Here is a 22551-nt window from a genome sequence, read left to right as displayed (position 1 = left end):
TTCCGACATTTTGTCACCCTAAAAACAATTGGTATTCTATTTGAATAAATGAAAATCATCACTTTAAATAAAAAATTAAAAAATATGGCAACAGGTAAAATTAATGTTTCAGTAGAAAACATTTTTCCCTTAATTAAAAAGTTCTTATACAGCGACCACGAAATTTTCTTGCGCGAGCTTGTTTCTAATGGTACTGATGCTACTTTAAAATTAAAACATCTTATTAGCATCGGTGAAGCTAAAGTAGAATACGGAAACCCAATTATTGAGGTTAAAGTAGACAAAGAGGCAAAAAAGATCCACATTATCGATCAAGGTTTAGGTATGACTGCTGATGAAGTTGAAAAATACATCAACCAAGTAGCTTTTTCCGGAGCTGAGGAATTTCTGGACAAATACAAAGATTCTGCTAAAGATTCTGGAATAATCGGACACTTTGGTCTTGGTTTCTATTCTGCATTTATGGTTGCTGAAAAAGTGGAAATCATTACAAAATCATACAAAGACGAACCAGCTGCACATTGGACATGCGACGGAAGTCCTGAATTTACTTTAGAACCTGCTGACAAAACTTCACGCGGAACAGAAATCATTCTTCATGTTGCTGAAGATTCTTTAGAATTCTTAGACGATTCTAAAATCAGCGGTTTATTGAATAAGTATAACAAGTTTATGCCTATTCCAATTAAATTCGGAACAAGAACTGAAACACTTCCAAAACCAGAAGATGCTCCTGAAGATTACGTTAACGAAACTGTTGAAGTTGATAATTTCATCAATAACCCAAATCCAGCTTGGACAAAACAACCGTCTGAACTTTCTGAGGAAGATTATAAAAATTTCTACAGAGAATTGTATCCAATGCAGTTCGAAGATCCTTTGTTCCACATTCATTTAAATGTAGATTATCCATTCAACTTAACTGGTATTTTGTATTTCCCAAAATTGGGTAATGATATGCAAATCCAAAAAGATAAGATTCAATTGTACCAAAACCAGGTTTACGTTACCGATAACGTAGAAGGAATTGTACCTGAATTTTTAACAATGTTGAAAGGTGTAATTGATTCTCCAGACATCCCATTAAACGTTTCTCGTTCTGGTTTACAGGCAGACGGTGCAGTTAAGAAAATTTCAAACTACATTACTCGTAAAGTAGCCGACAAACTGAAAGCTTTATTTAATGAAAACCGTGCTGATTTTGAAGAAAAATGGAACGACATTAAAATCGTTTTAGAATACGGAATGCTTTCTGAGGATAAATTCTACGAAAAAGCTGGTGCATTTGTTTTGTACCCGACTGTAGACAACACTTATTTTACTTTAGAAGAATTAAAAGAAAAACTAAAAGAAAACCAAACGGATAAAGACGGTAAATTAGTTGTTCTTTATGCCGGAAATAAAGATGCGCAGCACTCATACATTGAAGCTGCAAAAGATAAAGGTTATGAAGTTTTACTTTTAGATTCTCCGATTATTTCGCATTTAATTCAGAAAATTGAAAATGACAATACTGGATTAACATTTGTACGCGTCGATTCTGATCATATCGAAAACTTGATCAAAAAAGATGAAAACACGATTTCTAAATTATCTGAGGAAGAAAAAGCGACTTTAAAAACTTCATTAGAAGCTTATATTCCAAAAGCATACAGTGTACAATTGGAAGCTATGGATTCTCAAGCTGCTCCATTTATCATCACACAGCCAGAATTTATGCGTAGAATGAAAGAAATGAGCCAAACTGGCGGCGGTGGAATGTTCGGAATGGGCAATATGCCTGAGATGTATAATTTAGTTGTAAATACTAATTCAGATTTAGCTTCAAGCATTTTAAATACTGAAGATAAAACGCATCAAGAACACTTGGTAAAACAAGCTTTAGATTTAGCTAAATTATCTCAAAACCTATTGAAAGGTGAAGCATTAACAGCTTTCGTAAAAAGAAGCTTTGAAATGATCAAATAATCATTTGGAAATACTATTTCAAAATCCCACAAATTAAGTTTTGTGGGATTTTTTTATTCCTAAAACACCCTATTAAAAAGGGCAATTCTCCCCTTTTATCCAAAAACCTCTTTCCATAATTTTGAAAATCAACAAACTAAATCGAAAACCAAAATTCTGGAAATCATGGACAAAAAAAAATTCACAGAAAATGGCGCAGTTCTGGCAATTATAAAAGATTTAAAAGACCAGATTAGAGACAAAAAATTCTCTGACATTACAGATAAAAACAATTACCAATATGTTGATCTTGTGCAGGAAGGAGGCGGTGTACTTGGAATTGCCTTAATCGGCTATGTGTATGTTTTAGAAAAAATGGGAATTCGTTTTTTAAGCCTTGCCGGAACTTCTGCTGGAAGTATTAATACGATGCTGATGGCCGCTGCAGGAACCTGCGATGTCGAAAAATCGGAATGGATTCTGGATTGTTTGTGCAATAAAAACCTATACGATTTTGTGGATGGTGATCATGATGCACGTGAATTTATTGATGCGTTATTGAGTGATGCCGGAAACTTAAAATTAGTAATGAAAGGCTGTCAGGTTGTAGACAACTTCAAAGATGATTTAGGACTGAATCCTGGAAATAATTTTCATCAATGGATGACCAATTTACTTTCTCAAAAAGGAATAAAAAATTATGCTGATCTAAAAGCATTACGTGAAAAAGGAGTCGCAGATGACAATCAATTATTTCGAATAAATACTCCAAATATTGGAGACAGAGAAGAATACAAAAGAACAGATCACTGGAGCGAAATGGCAATAATTACCGCAGACATTACTACAGAAAGCAAAATTATCTTTCCAAAAATGATGGATTTATTCTACTCCAATCCCGATGTTCAAAATCCAGCCGATTTTGTTCGTGCCTCTATGTCGATTCCGTTGTTCTTTGTGCCTTTTAAAATTAAAAATATTCCTGGAGGTATCGAAGCATGGAACAAATGGAACGAAGCCACTTGTTTACGAACATCTGTTCCTTCCGAAGTATTGTTTATGGATGGTGGCATAATCTCCAATTTCCCTATTGATATTTTTCATGAAAATGCAAATGTTCCCGCTTCTCCAACTTTTGGAATTAAATTAGGTTACGACAAAAACGAAATCAATAAAAATGAAAAATTCTCCAATTTAATAAGCTCAATGTTTGATACGGCACGATATGGTTACGACTCTGAATTTTTACGAAAAAACCCAGATTTCAAAAACTTAATCGGATATATTGATACAGGATCACACAATTGGCTAAATTTCAATCTAACTGATGATGCCAAAATTGACCTTTTCATTCGTGGAGCTCAAAATGCCGCCGACTTTCTGAATCGTTTTAATTGGGAAGATTATAAAAAAATCAGAAAAGCTAAAAGTGATTATTACAAATCTGTTTGAAAACCAGAAACAAAAGCGTTTCATACTTTTTTTCTAAAAACATCGTTATAACATCCTGTAACCTACATTACAGGATTTTTTATTGTAATTCTTTTTTTTATTACATTTGATCGCCTTATTAATCTAACTCAAAAACAAATACCATGAAAAAGACTGCTATTTTACTTTCAACCATTTGCACTACAGCATTTTTATATGTTTCTTGCTCAAGTAATGATGATAGTAACAATGCCCCATCAACCGACCTGACAAATGTTGCTGCATCGCTTGCTGTTGATGCCGCGACTGCAATGGACCTTAACACTGGTCTTTTAGTTTCTGCCAATTCTACAACTGCAAAAACCGCTGAAACTCAACCAGGAATTTGCGCTGCAATTACCGTTACAACTCCAGAAGGAGCTGCTTATCCAAAAGTGTTTTTATTGGATTTTGGAACAGCAGGATGTAAAGACGAAACTATAACCCGAAAAGGAAAATTAAGAGTTACTCTTACCGCACCAGTTACTACAACCGGAAGCAAAATGACGATTGAAAGAATGGATTATTACATTAACAACCTTAAATTGGAAGGAACAATTGAATACACTAATACAACAACTGTAGCAACTGTACCACAATGGACTCGAAAAGTAACCAACGGTAAATTGACAGATTTACAAGGTGGTGTTTATACAAACTCAGGAACTTATGTTACAAGACAAACAGCTGGTGTTGATACTCCTTTAGTTTTATCTGACAATGTGTATGAAATTCCGGAAGGCACGCAAACAATTACTGCACCAGGAGGAACTACTCTTACTTTGACCGTAACTGAAGCACTAACTAAAAAATATTCTTGCATGTTTATTTCTAAAGGCCGATTAAAAATTCAAGGAGGAATTATTAATGGCGTAATAGATTATGGAAACAATGAGTGCGATGCCACTTACATCTATACACATGAAAACGGTCTGTCTTACAGCTTATCAATGTAAAACTTTCTCAAGCATTACTTTAAGTCCCGATTTAGAAATAAATCGGGATTTATTTTTTTTAGAAAAATAAAACTTCAGTCTCTATACATTTAAACTATTTTCTTTATTTTGCACCCAAAATCTAAGAAACCAATGAAAAAAACACTAATTGCTTTTGTTACTCTTGCATTACTTGCATCGTGCAGCAAAAAAGAATCTACTGACGGATTACATCTTACAGGAAACATCAAAGGATTAAAAAACGGGACTTTATATATCCAGAGAGTTGTTGACACATCACTTGTTGCTATTGACAGTATTAAAATAGATGGAAACGCGACATTTGAAAGAGATATTAAATTAGATTCTCCAGAGATGTTATATTTGTTTTTAGATCGTGGTGTAACCAATTCTTTAGATAACAACATCTTGTTTTTTGCTGAACCAGGAAACATTAACATAGACACCAATTTGGACAATTTTATTGCAGGTGCAAAAATTACAGGATCTAAAAATCAGGAATTATACGAAGAGTATCAAAAAATAAATACTCGCTTTGTAGACGAAAACCTTTCAATGGTTGAATCTCGTTTCAAAGCAATGAAAAGACAGGATCAAAAGGCATTGGACAGCTTAACCAAAAAAGCTGAATCTAATATCAAAAGAAAATATCTTTATGCTACAAACTTTGCATTAAACAACAAAGATCATGAAGTAGCGCCTTATATTGCTTTGGCCGAAATTTACGACATCAACATTAAATTTCTTGATACTATTCAAAAATCAATGACTCCGAAAGTAGCGAAATCTCTTTACGGAAAGAAGCTAACAAAATATGTTGGTGATCTAAAAAAACAACAGCAAACTCCAACAACAGCAGAATAATTTTTCAATATTATACCAATAAAAAAGCCCTGAATTATCAGGGCTTTTTTTTATATTCTTTTAGTGGCCTATCTTCCCATTAAACCTGCAAGTATAGCAAATACAAAGATAAGTGCATAAATAGCTAACAGAACAACCATTAAAACCCCAATAAATTTATAATGTGATTTTAAATAACCAAATGAGTCAGTCAAAGCGCCTGAATCATTGTCTCTAAACGCTTTTTTGGCATTTGAACTAAATTTGTACAAATAATAAATCGGAAAGAAATAAAGAGCCGCCATTAATAAATAAGCAAAAGTCATCATCGCTCCAAAAGAACTACCGTAAGCTCCCATTCCTGGCATAGAGTTTCCAACTGTCGAGAAAATAGCACCGGCAAAAATGGCAATCAAAACCAAAAATCCAAGTCCGATAAATCCTAATATAGATAAGAAATAAGCCCATTTAGCCGTTTCTTTCAGAAAGTCTTTTGCAGTACTATCTAACTGCAATTCAAATTTTTCAAATGCTGAAGTTTCTTCCATCAGTTTTAATGTTTTTAGGTTATCTAACAAACATAGGAAAAATATTCCAAAGAAAAACTAAAATTCTGAATACACATTTATATTCTTTCTTTACTAAAAAAAGGAACCAAGCTTGTCTTTTTTATTTTATTCCCTACAGGAACTTCAAAAAACTTATAAAAAATAGCAGCAAGCACTAATAAAACCACAAATCTGATTAAAAATGCCATCGTATAATGTTCTGCCTCATCCAGATTAAAATATTTTTTCAACCTGTAATCACTCACCCAAACCCAAACCGGATTTTGAAGAAGGTAAATTCCAAAACTTATTTCGCCTAAAAAAACACAAATTTTACTTTTGAAAAGAGTTGTTATAATACCAGTATTGAGTGACAACAATACAATTAAAGGAACAAACAAAACAGCCAGCATTCCATTATTATACTCCAATCTTGTTGGAAATTTTAATGCAATTATCAGCAATATCAATACACCTAAAATTGCCAAATCAAAGTTTCTTTTATTGTTCTGAAAATTATGGACAAAATAAATTCCCGCTAAATTTCCTATCAAAAACTCATTCAGATGCAGTAATGGAAAATACAACAAATCATGTGGGCTAAAAGGAAAATTCTCAATCGGACGCAAAACCATAAACTGATACACAATTTGACTAATAATCCAAAAGACAATAATTGAGATCGAAATTGTTTTAAGGCTTATTCTTTTGTACACCACATTGAAGAGAAATGGAAACAAGATATAAAAGAAAGCCTCTACTGATATTGACCATCCAGGCACATTTAAAGTCAATGCTTTTTGAGGAATCCAGGACTGAATCATGAATATATTCAAAAACAGATCGAGGAAGTTGATCTCGTTTTTTAAAATCGGCACTATCGCCATCATTACAATTCCTGCGAAATAAAGAGGATAAATACGGGCAAATCTATTCCTTCCGTATTCAATAATATTGATTTCCGATTTAGTATGATACGCAACGATCATTACAAAACCAGACAGGATAAAAAAGTAACTTACAAAAACGCTGGAATACTTAACTAAAAAATCTAAGTACGGATTATGAAAAATGAATGAGCCTTTTGCGAAATGAAAGAAAACTATTGAAACAGCCGCCAAGAATCTTGTAAAAGTTAATTGCTCTATTCTCATACGTTACAATACTATTTGAAATTCAAGATTGATTACAAACAAAAAAAAACCATTCGCCAAGGCGAATGGTTTTTGAGCCGATAGAGGGACTCGAACCCACGACCTGCTGATTACAAATCAGCTGCTCTAGCCAGCTGAGCTACATCGGCGTTATTTCGGGTGCAAATATAAAATTGTTTTTTGATATTACAAAATAAATCTGCCTCTCATTTTAAGCAAAAAAACCATCACATTTCTGTGATGGTTTCCGTTGAGCCGATAGAGGGACTCGAACCCACGACCTGCTGATTACAAATCAGCTGCTCTAGCCAGCTGAGCTACATCGGCGTCATTACGGGTGCAAATATAAAGCGGTTTTTCAATTTCCCAAAATAAATTTGCACTTTTTTACACTTTTTTTTGCTTATAAAGCGTTGATTTTTTCAATCAATTGATTAGCAGTTTGTTCTAATTCAACATTGATTTGTTTAAAGTGTGCTTTTTTATTTTCAACGTTCTTTGCGTTCACTTTTGTAATCAAAGTATCGAATGCAGCAATAGCTTCATCGATCAAAGCATTCGTTTCTGGAGTTGGATTTCCTGTTGTTGACATCTCAAACAAGTAAACTGCTTCAATAATATCTCCCAATACGAAATTGATGTCTTTCTTTAAATTCTTAACGTTTGCCATTTTTATTATAATTTTAATTTGCGTCTGCAAAAGTACATATATTCTTTATATTTAATGCTATGAAATGTAAATTTCTAAAATTGAAGCCTTTCCGTTCAAATTAAATGCATTTATCGCAGCCGGAACCAAAATAGTATCCCCTTTTTTATAGGCTTGCTTAAAACCATTATATTCAATTTCAAATTGGCCTTCGATACACATATATACTGTAAATGTTTCTCCATTTTTAGCAACTTCCAATGTGTTTTCTAAAGGAAGGAAATTAGCTGTAAAATAAGGGCAATTTACAACTGTATTTGAAGTATTTACTTTTGTCTCGTATTTTTTCTGAGTATCTACTTTATTATAATTGATTGCATCCAGTGCTAAATCAACATGTAATTCTCTTTTGTTTCCTTGTGCATCTACACGGTCAAAATCGTATAGTCTGTAAGTAATATCAGATGTTTGCTGAATCTCGGCAACAACTAATCCAGCACCAATGGCGTGAACTGTTCCTGTTTCTAAAAAGAAAACATCTCCAGGTTTTGCTTTCACATCGTCTAAGATTGAAACCAAAGTATTATCATGCAAATGTTTTAAATATTCTTCTTTATTAGAATCTTCTTTAAAACCAACAATGATTCTTGCATCTGCATCTGCCTGCGTTACGTACCACATTTCTGTTTTTCCAAATGAATTGTGACGTTCTTTTGCTAATTTATCGTTGGGATGAACCTGAATAGAAAGATCTTCTCTTGCATCAAGGTATTTGAAAAGTAATGGAAATTGTTTCCCGAAACGTTCGTAAACTTTAGTTCCTAAAATAGCGTCTGGTGTTTCGTTAATCAAATCCATTAAAGATTTTCCTTTTAAATCTCCATTCGCAACCACACTTACATCTCCTTCTACAGTAGATAATTCCCAGCTTTCTCCTGTAATTTTTGAAACGATTGGTTTGTTTAGAATTGTTTTTAGTTTTTCTCCTCCCCAGATTCTTTCTTTCAAAATCGGTTCAAATTGTAAAGGGTATAAATTTTGGCTCATTTTTTAGGCTAATATATTAGGTTTAATTAATTATGTGCGATACTATTTCTTTAATCTATAGTACTAATTCTTTTACGGTTTCTAAGGCTTTCGGAATATGTTTTGCTGCATTTACGCTATCAAATATCGAAATTACCAAACCATTTTTATCTATAATATAGGTAACGCGTCCTGGAAGTAATCCGAACAAATTATTTCGAACTCCAAAAAGCTTTCTTAATCTTTTATCCTGATCTGAAAGCAAAATAAAAGGCAACTTGTATTTAGCAGCAAACTTATGATGTGATTTTACACTATCACTGCTAATCCCGATTACCTCTGCTCCCAAATCCTTAAAATCTTCGTATTGATCCCGAAAACTGCAGGCTTCAGTTGTACAACCTGGCGTATTATCTTTTGGGTAAAAATAAATAACCAGCGGTTTTCTTCCTAAAACACTTTGGCTTTCAAAAAGTTCTCCATTGTTGTCTTTCGCAGTAAAATTCGGAACAATATCTCCTATTTTTAATGACATTTTTATTCTCCTTTATAAGTTACAAAATTGCGTTCCGTTTCGTTCAAAACGACTTCTAAATCAAAATCGGCGTGAATTCTTTGTCTAATTTTATTCCATATCACAACAGCAATATTTTCTGCGGTCGGATTCAAATCTGCAAATTCTGGAACATCCAGATTCAGATTTTTGTGATCAAACGGAATTTCTACTTCTTCACGTATAATATCCGCTAATACTTTCACATCTAAAACAAAACCAGTTTCGGGGTCAATTTTTCCTGTAACGCTTACTGTTAAACCATAATTATGACCGTGAAAGTTGGGATTATTGCATTTTCCAAAAACAGCATCGTTTTTTTCAAATGACCAATCCTTTCGATGTAGTCGATGTGCAGCATTAAAATGTGCTTTTCTTGATATGGTTACTCTCATTCTAGGTTTTTGGTTGGTCTGGATTAAAGTTTATGATCTTCTAAATAATGATAAAATTCATCAAAAATAATTTTAAACCAAACGGTATATATTTCGGGCTGTTTCTGAATATCTGTTTTTACATCTTCAATTTTCATCCATTTCCAGGCCTCGACTTCTTCTGTGTTGATGTCTGGATTTTCATTGTAATATCCAATCATGACATGATCTAACTCATGCTCCGTTAATCCGTTATCGAAAGGTGCTTTATAAATAAAATGAAACAGCTCTTTCAATTCCGTTTTAAATCCCATTTCTTCAAACAATCTTCTGCTACCTGCTTCAATGTTGGTTTCGCCCTCGCGCTGGTGACTGCAACAAGTATTTGTCCAAAGTAGAGGAGAATGGTATTTTTGATGTGCTCGCTGCTGCAACATGATTTCATTTTGTTCATTTAAAACAAAAACTGAAAATGCACGGTGCAAAAGCGCTTTTTCATGTGCTTCTAATTTTGGCATTAAACCAATCTGCTCATCATTTTCGTTAACTAATATTACGTTTTCTTCTGTCATAAGTCTTCTTAAGCAAACAAAAATACGAAAAAAGAAATGGCTTAAAAATCCTAATTGCAATTGCAAAAAATTGAACTTTTATTTCAATTTCTACTTTTCTGATTTACAACACAATAAATTCGGTTTAAAAATTAAAAGCTGTTAAAATTAAGATATAAAAACTACATTGTTCTATTTTACGTAACTAATAAAAAGTTAAAACACACTTAAAAAAATCTGAATTGTTTAAAACGCAGTATTTCGAGGCTAAATCTAGTCGTATCTTTGAGACACAAATATAAAAAGGCCTTGAAGAATACCATTATAACATCTAAAACTTAACTATTTGTTTATGAAATCCAAAACTCAATTTATAAGCCTTTGCTTTTTGTTGCCGCTTTTTATCTTACAGGCTTGCGGACAAAACAACAAAAAATATGTAAAACCGAACGCTATGGAAAATGTAATTAGCAAACCTGGAAATCCTTACTATTCAAATACAGACACCACAAAATTACATGTGACCGACGCTGAATGGAAAAAGGTTTTGCCTGCAGATGTTTATGCCGTAATGCGTGAGGCAGATACTGAAAGACCTTTTACAGGAAAATATTGGAATACTGATGAAAAAGGAACATATTATTGTGCTTCTTGCGGAAATAAACTTTTTAGATCGACAGCTAAATTTTCAAGCAGCTGCGGATGGCCAAGCTTCTTTGAACAGGACAATAAAAAAAGTATTGTTTTCAAAGAAGATAATTCAATTGGAATGGAACGAACTGAGACTCTTTGCGGGCGTTGCGGCGGACATCTAGGACACATATTCGACGACGGTCCTGAGCCGACCGGAAAACGCTATTGCATGAACTCAATAGCCCTTGATTTTATTCCAGATTCTAAATAATTTACTATGAAAAAGATACTTTTAATATGCTTTTTAGTGCTTTCGCTAAAGGGAATTTCACAAAATAAAAAAGCAACAAACTTAGAAACCATAACGCTTGGTGGAGGATGTTATTGGTGCGTAGAAGCGGTTTACGAAAATTTGGACGGAGTAAAATCTGTTGTTTCTGGTTTTTCTGGAGGAAAAGTTGCCAACCCGACTTACGAGGAAGTTTGCACAGGAGAAACAGGTCACGCCGAAGTAGTTCAGATTACATATGATAAAACTGTGACAGATATTAACGAAATCTTTAAAGTTTTCTTTACGGTTCACGATCCGACAACTTTAAACAGACAAGGGGCAGATGTTGGCACACAATATCGTTCTGTAATTTTTTATAAAAATGCTGAGCAAAAGAAAGCAGCAGAAAGCATTATAGCAGAATTGAACAAAGCAAAAGTCTACAAAAGCCCAATTGTGACTAAAGTTGAACCTTTTAAGGCTTTTTACAAAGCTGAAGATTACCATCAGAATTACTATGCAAATAATAAAAATCAACCGTATTGTAAAATGGTAATTCAGCCTAAATTAGAGAAGTTTGAAAAGGTTTTTAAAGACAAACTGAAAAAGAAATAAGATTATACAATTTGTAAAACAGAAAAGGGAAATGAATTAATCATTTCCCTTTTTTATGCGCCGAAACTTTGACAAATTTGACAATACTAAATTATTGCTTCGCTACTTTCTTAAATCGCATCATTGCCACATCGCCTTCATTTAAAATTAGTTTTCCATCTTTATCAATAGTGTAGCTTGTAATTTTTTTCATTTGCTGTAAAAACTGTTGTTCTCCTCCGCCTTCACAAAACATCATGGTTGTTGGCCCCGGCTCTCCAAAAGTCAGAGATTTTCCGTTTAATGTATATGGTGCGCTGTAACCGTTACATCCATTATTACCAAACACTTTTGTTTCTTTCTGGTCAAAAGTAATTTGTGGTTTTTTGTTTGGATATAATCCTTCAAAAGCAATTCTTGGTCCCGAAATATATTCTAGTTCCCAAGTTGCACCAAATAGATCGCCTGCACTTTTATCTGTTTTTGATGCTGAACATGACGCAAATAATAAAGTTAAAATTGAAACGACTGCAAGTGTGTATTTTTTCATAAAATGTATTTTTAAAAATTGATTATTATTTGTTTTTTGAAGATTAAAATTATCCTCTTAAGATTCACTTCTCAATATTCGTGCCCGTTAAAGGCAATTAAAATTTAAATTCTGTAATAAATCTTAATTTTCTGATATCTAAGTTACATCATTTTCCTTAAAATTCTATAAATCAAATTTTTAAATTCAAGACTATCTTTTCATTTTTTTTGTAATTTGCAGAGATCAAAAAACCAAAAATCATCAACAAAAAACCAAAAAAATGAAACAATTGTTATTATTGTTTGTCTTTACATTTACTTTTTCAGTTCAATCACAGGAAAATCTGCCTACCGATTATCTTTCAAAAGAATTTCATCAAGGAAGACGTGAAGCATTCAGAGCTTTGATGCCCGCTAATTCTGTCGCAGTTGTTTTTTCCTATCCTGAAAGAGTCTTCTCAAGAGACATCAATTATAATTTTCATCAAAATCCCGATATGTATTATTTGACGGGCTACAAAGAACCTGATGCTGTTTTATTGCTTTTTAAAGAAAATCAAACAACAGGAAGCGAAACTTACAATGAAATACTTTTTGTACGTGAAAGAAATGCAGCCAAAGAAACCTGGACAGGAAGACGCTTGGGCGTTGAAGGTGCAAAATCTAAATTGGGTTTTAAAACAGTTTATAACGGAAAAGATTTTAATGCTTTTGCCATCGACTTTAAAAAATTCAGTCAATTAATTTATGATAAAATTCCAACGGATATTGACAATAATAAAAGTGGTTCTGATTTGGGTGGATTGATCGAAACATTCAAATCTAAAGCTTCAATTACAGCAGAAAATGATACAGCAAATGAACTTTTCTACAACATTAGCAGTTCATTGAGAGAAATCAAAACTCCCGAAGAATTAGAGTTAATGCGAAAAAGTGTAAAACTTTCCTGTATTGCACACAATGAAGTCATGAAAGCGGTTGGTCCTGATATGAGCGAAAACGAAGCAGACGGAATTCACGCCTACATTCACAGACATTATGGCGCAGAAGGCGAAGGTTATCCGCCGATTGTTGGCGCCGGAGCAAACGGATGTATTTTGCATTATGGAGAAAACAATGCAACAAAAATTGACAATCAATTATTATTGATGGATGTTGGGTCAGAATATCATGGGTATTCTGCAGATGTAACGCGAACAGTTCCAGCAAATGGAAAATTTACTGAGGAACAAAAAGCAATTTATCAAATTGTTTATGATGCACAAGAAGCAGTTTTTAAAATCTGCAAAGCAGGAACTCCGCTAGTTGCTTTGAATGAAACTGCCAAAGATGTCATAGCAAAAGGTTTGATTAAATTAGGGATTATTACAGATCCAAAAGATGTGAGATTATACTATCCGCACTCCTGCTCGCATTTTCTTGGTTTAGATGTTCACGACAAAGGAAATTATAATGGACCTCAGACTCTAATTAAAGAAAACATGATTCTTACTGTTGAACCTGGAATTTATATTCCGGCAAACAGTAAATGTGATAAAAAATGGTGGAATATTGGCGTTCGTATCGAAGACGATATTTTAATGCTTAAAGATTCTTATGAAAATCTATCTGCCGAATCTCCAAGAAAATGGCAAGATATTGAAGCGTTAGCTAAACAAAAAAGTACTTTTAACGAAATGAAATTTCCTAAAATATAGTTTTTTTTTCCGCCACGAATTCACGAATTGTTAATATAAAATTTGTGAATTCGTGGCGGAAAAAAATTATAATTGATCCACTTCAATTTTTATCAATTCAGACAATTCTAAAATCCTATTTACATCCTCTTTATTGACTACAAAAAACAGATAATTATCTCCCTTTGTATCAAAACTCATCAATTCTAAATTTTGTTTTTCTAAAGCCGATTGAATATACGGAAACAAATCATGACTATAGGTTTCTTCTGGATAATCGAATGTAAAATCTTCACCAATTAAATCTGAAATAAAATATTCTGCATCTTCGGGATCAAATTTCCAGTCGCTGTTCCAGGCATCGATACTTTCAAAAAAAGCGAAATGATCTTCAATAATTTCATCATAATCATCTTCTGGTTTATTGAAGTTTTTAAACAGCTTTTTAGCTTCTTTTTTTAATTCTTTTTCTTCAATATTTTCTCTAGAAACTAATTTTATAAATTCCTGAAAAATTTCTTCGGTTACTTCTTCGCTTTGTACCAAATTTTCAGTTGAAGGAAGTTCGACTGTTTTTGAAATTTCGATATTTAAATATTGGCAGATTCCCTGCAAAACCAACTTAAAATCTTTTATTCCTATTTCCTCACTTTCATTCTTCGGATTATTGGCATCTATTACTTCACTTTCCAATAACCCTTTGGTATAATCGTAAAAATGTTTTCCCGAATATAGCATCCTAAAATCATTGATTTCTAAACTATTAGTACTGCAAAAAAAGATTACGAAATTTTTAATAGAGCGTTTAAAGAACTTTTTTTCTTCTACAGTAGGTTCCGAATAAAACTGAATGTGTATAAAATCGTATTCTAAACCTTCTTGGATCATTTCGTCTGAAAGAGTTCCAATATTCATTTTCTTGTAAAGCTCATTTAAAACCTCATAAGAATTATTAAAACCCGCTTTTTTAATTTCTGCATTTCCTTCTTCATGATCTAATGAACCCGGAAAGTAGAAAAGATTGACCATTACATTCTCCTGAATTCCTTTTACTTTAAATTCTAAACTTGCCTGTTCATTATATAAATACGAATAAATCGGATTTATAACATCGAAAGAAATTATGGATTTTGGATCGTTATTACGACCGAATAAATTGGAGAAAAAGCTCATAAAAAATTTTATTTTTAAACTAATCGTTAGAATATTTAAAGCTTTGATTCATTTTATCGAAAGGAATTTCTTCATTTACGATCGATTCTAATTCGTGATCTGTTAATAATCCTCTCGCCGATTCCACAATTTTGGGAGAAACATGTATTTCATAATCGATAATTTCTCTTTGTGAAATTTCCTCTAAAATCGAATTCTGGCGATCGGTTAAATATTTTTTATGTGATTTAAAAACAGATTCAAGATCTTCTCTAAATTCCTCGTCACTTAGTTCGTTGTAAGTATCTTGCTTCGACATATCAATCAACAAAACTTTGAAGATAAAATCCTGAAGATTTTTTGCCAAATAATTGACTTCATTCATGTCGTGCCAAACAAAAACAATTGGCACATCTCCATCATTTTCTTCGTTTAAGAAAAAGCAATAATGATCGCCGCCGCCGCTTTTGGCAAACGGAATAAACTTAAATTCTGGATTAATGTTACGATAATCTTCTGGATCTTGAAGTTCTTCGATTTCTTCAGCTACAGATTTCAAATTCAGCGATTCAAAATCATACGAATGCAACAATAAAGGCGGATTCTCTTTTAAAGTAGGATAAACCTCTGTATACCAACTTGGGCCGTATTCTCCGACATCTAGCATGCCGTCTGCATCTAACTGTTTGTATAAGAGCGGAAATTCAAATCCGTATTTTTTTTCGATTTCTTGTATGGTCATCTTTGGGGGAATATTCTATTAAAATCAGAATACTAAGATAACAATCTTTTTACTACATGAAAAACGCGAAGCCAATTATTTCAAGGATTCCGCAATCATCAAGGCACATTTTTCGCCATCAATTGCCGCAGAAATGATTCCGCCCGCATAACCCGCACCCTCTCCGCAAGGATATAAACCTTTGATTTGTAAATGCTCTAAAGTCATTGGGTCTCTCGGAATTCTAACGGGCGATGACGTTCTGCTTTCCGGCGCGTGCAAAATGGCTTCATTAGTTAAATACCCCTTCATTGATTTTCCAAAATCCTGAAAACCCTGACGCATAATCTGAGTTAAAAATCCTGGAAAAACCTGTCCCAATTCAACCGAAGTAGTTCCTGGAACATACGAAGTTTTCGGAATATCTGATGAAACTTTACTTTTTGTAAAATCAATCATTCTTTGAGCAGGAGCTTTTTGAGTTTCTCCTGCCAAATGCCAAGCTTTTTGTTCGATGCTTTTTTGAAATTCCATTCCAGCCAAAGCTCCGAATTTTGCAAAAGGTTTGAAATCTTCTAATTTCAACTCCACAACAATTCCAGAATTTGCTGTTGATTGATCACGTTTAGATGGCGACCAACCATTTGTAACTACTTCGCCAGGACTTGTCGCACATGGCGCAATTACACCACCTGGACACATACAGAACGAATACATTCCGCGACCGTTAACTTGTTTTACGATGGAATATGGCGCTGGTGGCAAATGTTCTCCGCGGAAATCACAGCTGTATTGAATACTGTCAATTAATTCCTGAGCATGTTCTGCACGAACTCCCAAAGCAAAAGGTTTTGCTTCTATTAATATTTTCTTTTTATCTAATAATTCAAAAATATCACGCGCCGAATGTCCAGTTGCCAAGATCAATTTGTTGGCGTGAATTTTATCTCCGTTCTGTGTTACGATTCCTTCAACTTCATTATTCTTTACCAGAATATCATCGACTCTAGTTTCAAACAAAACCTGACCACCAAACTCTCGGATTTTATTTCGAATATCTTCAATAATTTTAGGCAATTTATTGGTTCCAATATGTGGATGCGCTTCTACCAAAATATCTTCGGAAGCACCAAAAGCCACCAAAAGTTCCAAAATTCTAGTAACGTCGCCACGTTTTTTTGAACGCGTATATAACTTTCCGTCAGAATACGTTCCTGCTCCTCCTTCACCAAAACAATAATTAGAATCTTCGTTTACGATATGTTCGCGATTGATTGCTTTTAAATCGCGACGACGGCCACGAACATCTTTTCCTCTTTCAAGAACAATTGGCTTTAAACCTAATTCAATTAATTGCAAAGCCGCAAAAAGTCCAGCTGGACCTGCTCCAACCACAATAACTTCTTGTGCATTCGAAACATCTTTATATATAGGAAGTTCCAATTTAGTTTCTTGAAATGGTTCGCCTTTTAAATAAATAAGAACTTTCAAATTGATTTTAATCGCTTTCTGACGTGCATCAATCGAGCGTTTTAAAATAGAAACATGCTGAATTTCTTGAGCAGAAACTTTAATCTGCTTAGACAAATGTTCTTTTAGCAATGATTCGTTTGCAGCAATTTCCGGTGTAACTTGAAGTAAAAGTTCTTTAGGCATTTTGTGTTTTTTATTCTATTAGCTTTTCTTTCTATGAAAAGAACATGCAAAAGTACTATTTTGAAATGAGATTTTATATTTAGTGTAAAATTTGAACGCAGATTCCTGAAGATTTAGAATTTAATTTTGATGCTAAAATCTTTGTGATTAATTTTCAGCCACAGATTAATTGGATTAAAATGATTTCTTTTAAAGCGTGTAGACGCACTGCAGTGCGTCTCTACAGAAAAAACCTTAAAACCTTAGCAACTAAGAATCTTAGAACCTTTAAAAAAGACTTTGTACCTTTGTCACTCTGTAACTTTGCACCTTTAAAAAAAAATGTCTAGAAAAATAAAACTGATTTGGGATTTCCGCGGACCTGCTTCAGCAAAAACTGCCGAACATCACGAAATTCATTTAAAAGAATATATTGCAATTGAAAAACTTCCTTTAAATATTACAGGTTTTTCAATTGTAAACGATATGCACGCAACCGCTTTTATGGTTGTAACAGATGAAAATATGATTCAAGTAAGAGATGCTTTGAAACCGCATCGAGGGGAATTGTACGAAGGGTAATAGTCGCAGTTTTCAGTCTCAGTTTACAGTTTTGAATGAGACAATTTTAAGTCACAGTTTTCGGTCACAGTTTACAGCCTCTTTACTAACTGAGACTGTAAACTGAGACTGTAAACTTTTTAATTTGCTACTTCGCTAATAAACTTAATACGCATTAAACGCAATTCGTCAATATCGTAGTCGCCGTCAAATTCTTTTAAGGCGTCTTCAATTTTATCTGATTCTGATTCCATGAAGTAATCGTGAATTTCTTCTTGTTGGTCATCATCCAAAATATCATCCAACCAATATTTGATGTTTAGTTTTGTCCCAGAATAAACAATCTGCTCCATTTCTTTAATCAGTGCATCCATCGAAAGTCCTTTCGCGGAAGCGATATCACTTAATGGCAGTTTTCTATCAATATTCTGAATGATGTAAAGTTTGTTCGCAGAATTCACTCCCGTCGATTTTACAACTAAATCATCCGGACGAATAATATCGTTATCTTCTACATAACGACTGATTAAAGCTACGAATTCGCTTCCATATTTTTTTGCTTTTCCTTCACCAACACCATGAATATTGTATAATTCGGTAATTGAAACAGGATATTTAAGCGCCATGTCTTCTAAAGAAGGATCCTGGAAAACTACGAATGGTGGAACTCCCAATTTTTTAGCCACTTTTTTACGAAGTTCACGAAGCATTCCGGTTAAAACTTCGTCTGCAGTTCCAGAAGATTTTCCTCCAGTCACCACAGTTTCGTCATCAGCTTCTGTATATTCATGATCTTCAGACATCATAAACGAAACTGGATTTTTAATATAATCCAATCCCTTTTCGGTAATTTTAATTATTCCGTATGTCTCAATATCTTTTGACAAATAACTAGAAACCAATACTTGTCTCAATAATGCCATCCAGTATTTCTCGTCGTGGTCTGAGCCGGAACCGAAAAATGGCTGAGTATCTGTTTTATGTGCTTTAATAACCGCATTGATACGACCAATTAATGTAAACACAATTTCTTTTGACTTGTAAATATGTTTGGTATCGCGAACGATTTCAAGCAACTTAACGACCTGATCTTTGGCTTCGATTTTATTTTTAGGATTACGAACGTTGTCGTCCATATCGGCACCTTCTCCGTTTTCGCTGTCAAATTCTTCACCAAAATAATGTAGAAGAAATTTTCGTCGCGACATCGAAGTTTCGGCATAAGCCACAACTTCCTGCAAAAGTGCAAAACCAATTTCTTGTTCGGCAACTGGTTTTCCCGACATGAATTTCTCCAGCTTTTCTACATCTTTATAAGAGTAATAAGCTAAACAATGCCCTTCTCCTCCATCACGTCCTGCACGACCCGTTTCCTGATAATAACTTTCAAGAGATTTTGGAATATCATGGTGAATTACAAAACGAACGTCTGGTTTATCAATTCCCATTCCGAAAGCAATTGTTGCTACAACCACATCAACGTCTTCCATCAAAAACATGTCCTGATGTTTAGCACGAGTTTTGGCATCCAACCCTGCATGATAAGGAACCGCACTAATTCCGTTTACCTGCAGAACTTCGGCAATAGATTCTACTTTTTTACGACTTAAGCAGTAAATAATTCCAGATTTACCTTTATGCTGTTTGATAAATCGAATAATATCCGATTCAATATTTTTAGTTTTCGTACGAACTTCATAATATAAGTTCGGTCTGTTGAATGACGCTTTAAAAGTATTTGCATCAGACATATCCAGATTCTTCAGAATATCTTCCTGAACCTTTGGCGTTGCAGTTGCGGTAAGTCCAATAATAGGCACTTTTCCTAATTGCTTTATGATGTGTCGCAAATTCCTGTATTCAGGTCTAAAATCATGTCCCCATTCAGATATACAGTGCGCTTCGTCAATAGCTACAAAAGAAATTTTAACGCTTTGTAAAAAGGTCACATATTCTTCTTTGGTTAAAGATTCGGGAGCAACATATAATAGTTTGGTTAAACCAGAAGTAATATCTTTTTTAACCTGAGCAATTTCTGTTTTGGTGAGAGAGGAATTTAATACATGAGCAATTCCGTTTTCTGACGAAAGACTTCGAATTGCATCAACTTGATTTTTCATCAAAGCAATCAATGGAGAAACAACAATTGCTGTTCCGTCCTGAATTAAAGCGGGTAACTGATAACAAAGAGACTTTCCACCACCTGTCGGCATAATTACGAAAGTATTCTTTTCACTCAAGATACTCGTAATGACTTGCTCCTGCAAGCCCTTAAATTGGCTAAAGCCGAAATACTTCTTTAATTCTTTATGTATTTCAATTTCGTTTGAATTCATTCTCTATATTAATGGTATTTTGTATAAATTTGCAACACATAAAGATACAACTTTCTTTTTTACATACAAATTTTAAATATTCTGATTTGATCTCAAAAGAAAATATATTGGCGATTGCCAAAAAAACAATACTCTCTGAAAGTGAAGCAATTACCAAACTAATTGATTTTCTGGATGAAAATTTCTACGAAGCAGTTCAGCGTATCTACGAATCTAAAGGCCGTTTAATCGTTACAGGAATAGGAAAAAGTGCCATTATTGCACAAAAAATGGTTGCCACTTTTAACTCTACAGGAACACCTTCTATGTTTTTACACGCAGCAGAAGCGATTCATGGAGATTTAGGAATGATTCAAAACGACGATGTTATTATTTGCATTTCTAAAAGTGGCAACAGTCCAGAAATCAAAGTTTTGGTTCCGTTATTAAAACGATTTGGCAACACCCTGATTGCAATAACTGGAAATGTGACTTCTTTTTTAGCAAAAGGTTCAGATTATATATTGAACACAACCGTTAACACTGAAGCTTGTCCAATTAATCTAGCGCCTACTAACAGTACAACTGCGCAACTAGTTATGGGCGATGCTCTTGCAGTTTGCTTAATGGAGATGCGTGATTTTAAACCTGAAGATTTTGCGATTTATCATCCAGGAGGTGCTTTAGGCAAAAAATTATTGCTTCGTGTAAAAGACATGATCGAGCATTCATTAAAACCAGCTGTTACTCCAGAAACCTCTATCAAAAAAGCAATTTTCGAAATTTCTGAAAAAAGATTGGGTGTAACTGCAGTAATAGAAGACAATAAAATTATCGGAATTATTACGGATGGAGACATCCGAAGAATGCTAAACGACGTAGATACTATTGCGGACTTGACTGCAAGGGATATTATGTCTAAAAATCCTAAAATGGTTTCTTCAGAAACTATGGCGGTTGATGCATTGAATATTTTGGAAGATTTCTCTATTACGCAACTTATTGTTGCCGACGAAGGAGAATACAAAGGAGTTTTACACTTACATGACATTTTAAAAGAAGGAATCGTATAATGGCAAAGAAAAACCTTGGCGAGATGTCATTTTTGGATCATCTTGAAGAACTAAGATGGTTATTAGTTAGAAGTACAATTGCAACATGCATAATGGCATTTGTTACTTATTTTATCAGTGATTATTTATTTGATCAAATTATTTTAGGTCCGATTAGACCAACATTCTTTACGTATGTTTGGTTTTGCGACTTATCACATTCATTAGGATTTGCAGACAGCATTTGCATTACAGAACTGAATTTCATTATCCAAAATACGGAAATGGAAGGACAGGTTAATATTTTTGTCTGGATGTGTCTTTTGGCAGGTTTCATTCTAAGTTTTCCTTATATTTTATGGGAAATCTGGAAATTTATCAGTCCGGCGCTTTATGAGAAAGAGAGAAAAAATGCAAAATTATTCATCTTTGTTTCTTCTTTGCTTTTCTTTTTAGGAGTATTGTTCGGTTATTTTGTAGTAATCCCGATGTCGGTAAATTTCGTTGCCACTTTCTCTGTGAGTGATGTGGTAAAAAACCAGTTTACACTGGAATCTTATATGGGAATGGTAAAAACAAGTATTTTGGGGAGTGCCATCTTTTTCGAATTACCAATTGCAATTTATTTCTTGACCAAATTAGGATTAGTAACTCCAGAATTTCTTAGAAAGTACTGGAAATATGCCGTAGTATTAATCTTGGTTATTGCAGCTATTGTAACACCACCAGACGTAGTAAGTCAAACCATTGTAGCAATTCCGATGTTAATTATTTACGAAGTAAGTATTTTAATTTCAAAAGTTGTTTATAGAAATAAATTAAAAGAAAATGTCTGATATCATTCAAGAATTTAATGACTATCGTTCTAAAATGAACGAAAAATTATTAGCTGACAATAACAAAATTGTAAAGCGAATTTTTAATCTAGATACTAACGCTTATGCGGAAGGTGCTCTCGATGTAAAAACAAAAGAACTTTTAGGTTTAGTTGCCTCTACAGTTTTAAGATGCGACGACTGTGTAAAATATCATTTAGAAACGAGCTACAAAGAAGGTGTTTCTAAAGAAGAAATGATGGAAGCAATGGGAATTGCAACTCTTGTTGGAGGAACAATCGTAATTCCTCATTTAAGAAGAGCTTACGAATTCTGGGAAGCCCTAGAAGAACAGGGAAAGTAATTAGAAAATGTGCCAATTAGATAATTAGATAATTGCTCCACAAACGCAAATATCTGATTTTGAAAATGCAATAATTTGTTAATTCATTTATCTGATTGATTATTTTACTTTTAATTTGCCTCTTCTAATAAATTTTAAAATTAAAAATTGAGCTAGTTTG

Annotated in this window: 23 protein-coding genes and 2 tRNA genes; 11 read left to right on the top strand and 14 right to left on the bottom strand. The window is 33.6% G+C overall.

Annotated features, from left to right (window positions below; translation table 11 throughout):
• The first annotated feature begins 84 nt into the window (after window positions 1–84).
• The 4 genes from htpG (at window position 85) to K6T82_RS17785 (ending at window position 5237) form a co-directional block, all read left to right on the top strand.
• Window positions 85–1968 (top strand): molecular chaperone HtpG, encoded by a 1884-nt coding sequence (gene htpG, locus K6T82_RS17800; protein ID WP_223708509.1) that lies wholly within the window; start codon window positions 85–87, stop codon window positions 1966–1968.
• Window positions 1969–2133: 165 nt separating this feature from the next.
• Entirely contained in the window at window positions 2134–3399 is a 1266-nt protein-coding gene (locus tag K6T82_RS17795) for a patatin-like phospholipase family protein (protein ID WP_223708501.1), read from the top strand.
• A 143-nt stretch (window positions 3400–3542) separates the two neighbouring features.
• Window positions 3543–4373 (top strand): hypothetical protein, encoded by an 831-nt coding sequence (locus tag K6T82_RS17790; protein WP_223708481.1) that lies wholly within the window; start codon window positions 3543–3545, stop codon window positions 4371–4373.
• A 132-nt stretch (window positions 4374–4505) separates the two neighbouring features.
• Window positions 4506–5237 carry a DUF4369 domain-containing protein gene (locus K6T82_RS17785; protein WP_223708479.1) on the top strand — a complete coding sequence of 244 codons (732 nt, stop codon included), beginning with the start codon at window positions 4506–4508 and terminating at the stop codon, window positions 5235–5237.
• 68 nt (window positions 5238–5305) lie between these two features.
• On the opposite strand, the gene K6T82_RS17780 is transcribed toward K6T82_RS17785, so the two are convergent.
• The 9 genes from K6T82_RS17780 to idi form a co-directional block, all read right to left on the bottom strand.
• Entirely contained in the window at window positions 5306–5764 is a 459-nt protein-coding gene (locus tag K6T82_RS17780; protein WP_223708477.1) for a DUF5362 family protein, read from the bottom strand.
• A 77-nt stretch (window positions 5765–5841) separates the two neighbouring features.
• A complete protein-coding gene (locus K6T82_RS17775; protein WP_223708475.1) occupies window positions 5842–6918 on the bottom strand; it encodes an acyltransferase family protein in 1077 nt (358 codons plus the stop codon).
• Window positions 6919–6993: 75 nt separating this feature from the next.
• Window positions 6994–7067, bottom strand: a tRNA-Thr gene (locus K6T82_RS17770).
• 104 nt (window positions 7068–7171) lie between these two features.
• Window positions 7172–7245, bottom strand: a tRNA-Thr gene (locus tag K6T82_RS17765).
• A gap of 76 nt (window positions 7246–7321) precedes the next feature.
• On the bottom strand, window positions 7322–7588 hold the full coding sequence (locus K6T82_RS17760) for a hypothetical protein (RefSeq protein WP_012022371.1): 267 nt from the start codon (window positions 7586–7588) through the stop codon (window positions 7322–7324).
• 57 nt (window positions 7589–7645) lie between these two features.
• Complete coding sequence (locus tag K6T82_RS17755; RefSeq protein ID WP_223708473.1) at window positions 7646–8614, bottom strand: type I phosphomannose isomerase catalytic subunit; 969 nt, start codon at window positions 8612–8614, stop codon at window positions 7646–7648.
• Window positions 8615–8669: 55 nt separating this feature from the next.
• Window positions 8670–9128, bottom strand: a complete 459-nt coding sequence (locus K6T82_RS17750) for a peroxiredoxin (RefSeq protein WP_223708471.1) — start codon at window positions 9126–9128, stop codon at window positions 8670–8672.
• A 2-nt stretch (window positions 9129–9130) separates the two neighbouring features.
• Window positions 9131–9541 carry a 6-carboxytetrahydropterin synthase gene (locus K6T82_RS17745; RefSeq protein WP_066033610.1) on the bottom strand — a complete coding sequence of 137 codons (411 nt, stop codon included), beginning with the start codon at window positions 9539–9541 and terminating at the stop codon, window positions 9131–9133.
• Window positions 9542–9564: 23 nt separating this feature from the next.
• The gene (idi, locus tag K6T82_RS17740) at window positions 9565–10092 is read right to left on the bottom strand and encodes an isopentenyl-diphosphate Delta-isomerase (protein WP_223708469.1); all 528 of its coding nucleotides are present in this window, start codon (window positions 10090–10092) and stop codon (window positions 9565–9567) included.
• 331 nt (window positions 10093–10423) lie between these two features.
• Here idi and msrB point away from each other — a divergent pair, with 331 nt between their 5' ends.
• Both msrB and msrA read left to right on the top strand, forming a co-directional pair.
• Entirely contained in the window at window positions 10424–10975 is a 552-nt protein-coding gene (msrB, locus tag K6T82_RS17735) for a peptide-methionine (R)-S-oxide reductase MsrB (protein ID WP_223708467.1), read from the top strand.
• A gap of 6 nt (window positions 10976–10981) precedes the next feature.
• On the top strand, window positions 10982–11590 hold the full coding sequence (msrA, locus tag K6T82_RS17730) for a peptide-methionine (S)-S-oxide reductase MsrA (protein WP_223708465.1): 609 nt from the start codon (window positions 10982–10984) through the stop codon (window positions 11588–11590).
• A 91-nt stretch (window positions 11591–11681) separates the two neighbouring features.
• Here the strand turns inward: msrA and K6T82_RS17725 are convergent, their stop codons facing one another.
• On the bottom strand, window positions 11682–12119 hold the full coding sequence (locus K6T82_RS17725) for an META domain-containing protein (RefSeq protein ID WP_223708463.1): 438 nt from the start codon (window positions 12117–12119) through the stop codon (window positions 11682–11684).
• A 262-nt stretch (window positions 12120–12381) separates the two neighbouring features.
• Here K6T82_RS17725 and K6T82_RS17720 point away from each other — a divergent pair, with 262 nt between their 5' ends.
• Window positions 12382–13797 carry an aminopeptidase P N-terminal domain-containing protein gene (locus K6T82_RS17720; RefSeq protein ID WP_223708461.1) on the top strand — a complete coding sequence of 472 codons (1416 nt, stop codon included), beginning with the start codon at window positions 12382–12384 and terminating at the stop codon, window positions 13795–13797.
• A 66-nt stretch (window positions 13798–13863) separates the two neighbouring features.
• Here the strand turns inward: K6T82_RS17720 and K6T82_RS17715 are convergent, their stop codons facing one another.
• The 3 genes from K6T82_RS17715 to K6T82_RS17705 form a co-directional block, all read right to left on the bottom strand.
• Entirely contained in the window at window positions 13864–14949 is a 1086-nt protein-coding gene (locus K6T82_RS17715; protein ID WP_223708447.1) for a DUF6630 family protein, read from the bottom strand.
• A 19-nt stretch (window positions 14950–14968) separates the two neighbouring features.
• Window positions 14969–15670, bottom strand: a complete 702-nt coding sequence (locus tag K6T82_RS17710) for an SMI1/KNR4 family protein (protein WP_223708444.1) — start codon at window positions 15668–15670, stop codon at window positions 14969–14971.
• Window positions 15671–15745: 75 nt separating this feature from the next.
• Complete coding sequence (locus K6T82_RS17705) at window positions 15746–17305, bottom strand: NAD(P)/FAD-dependent oxidoreductase (protein WP_223708442.1); 1560 nt, start codon at window positions 17303–17305, stop codon at window positions 15746–15748.
• A gap of 321 nt (window positions 17306–17626) precedes the next feature.
• Between K6T82_RS17705 and K6T82_RS17700 the strand changes: the two genes are divergently transcribed.
• Window positions 17627–17866, top strand: coding sequence for a hypothetical protein (locus K6T82_RS17700; RefSeq protein ID WP_223708440.1), 240 nt, complete (start codon window positions 17627–17629; stop codon window positions 17864–17866).
• A gap of 119 nt (window positions 17867–17985) precedes the next feature.
• Here K6T82_RS17700 and recQ read toward each other — a convergent pair whose 3' ends face one another.
• Window positions 17986–20181, bottom strand: coding sequence for a DNA helicase RecQ (recQ, locus tag K6T82_RS17695; protein WP_223708431.1), 2196 nt, complete (start codon window positions 20179–20181; stop codon window positions 17986–17988).
• 86 nt (window positions 20182–20267) lie between these two features.
• Between recQ and K6T82_RS17690 the strand changes: the two genes are divergently transcribed.
• From K6T82_RS17690 to K6T82_RS17680, 3 genes are read left to right on the top strand one after another with little or no spacing between them, the layout of a single operon-like run.
• Window positions 20268–21233 carry a KpsF/GutQ family sugar-phosphate isomerase gene (locus K6T82_RS17690; protein WP_223708429.1) on the top strand — a complete coding sequence of 322 codons (966 nt, stop codon included), beginning with the start codon at window positions 20268–20270 and terminating at the stop codon, window positions 21231–21233.
• The gene (gene tatC / locus K6T82_RS17685) at window positions 21233–22048 is read left to right on the top strand and encodes a twin-arginine translocase subunit TatC (protein ID WP_223708427.1); all 816 of its coding nucleotides are present in this window, start codon (window positions 21233–21235) and stop codon (window positions 22046–22048) included. The genes K6T82_RS17690 and tatC overlap by 1 nt, the downstream gene beginning before the upstream one ends.
• Complete coding sequence (locus tag K6T82_RS17680; protein WP_223708414.1) at window positions 22041–22391, top strand: carboxymuconolactone decarboxylase family protein; 351 nt, start codon at window positions 22041–22043, stop codon at window positions 22389–22391. Before tatC ends, K6T82_RS17680 begins: the two co-directional genes overlap by 8 nt.
• Window positions 22392–22551: the final 160 nt, after the last annotated feature.

The organism is Flavobacterium potami, assembly GCF_020026915.1.
GTDB classification, from domain to species: domain Bacteria; phylum Bacteroidota; class Bacteroidia; order Flavobacteriales; family Flavobacteriaceae; genus Flavobacterium; species Flavobacterium potami.
Note: the sequence above shows the minus strand (reverse complement) of the source record. Positions and strands in the feature narration are given on the sequence as shown.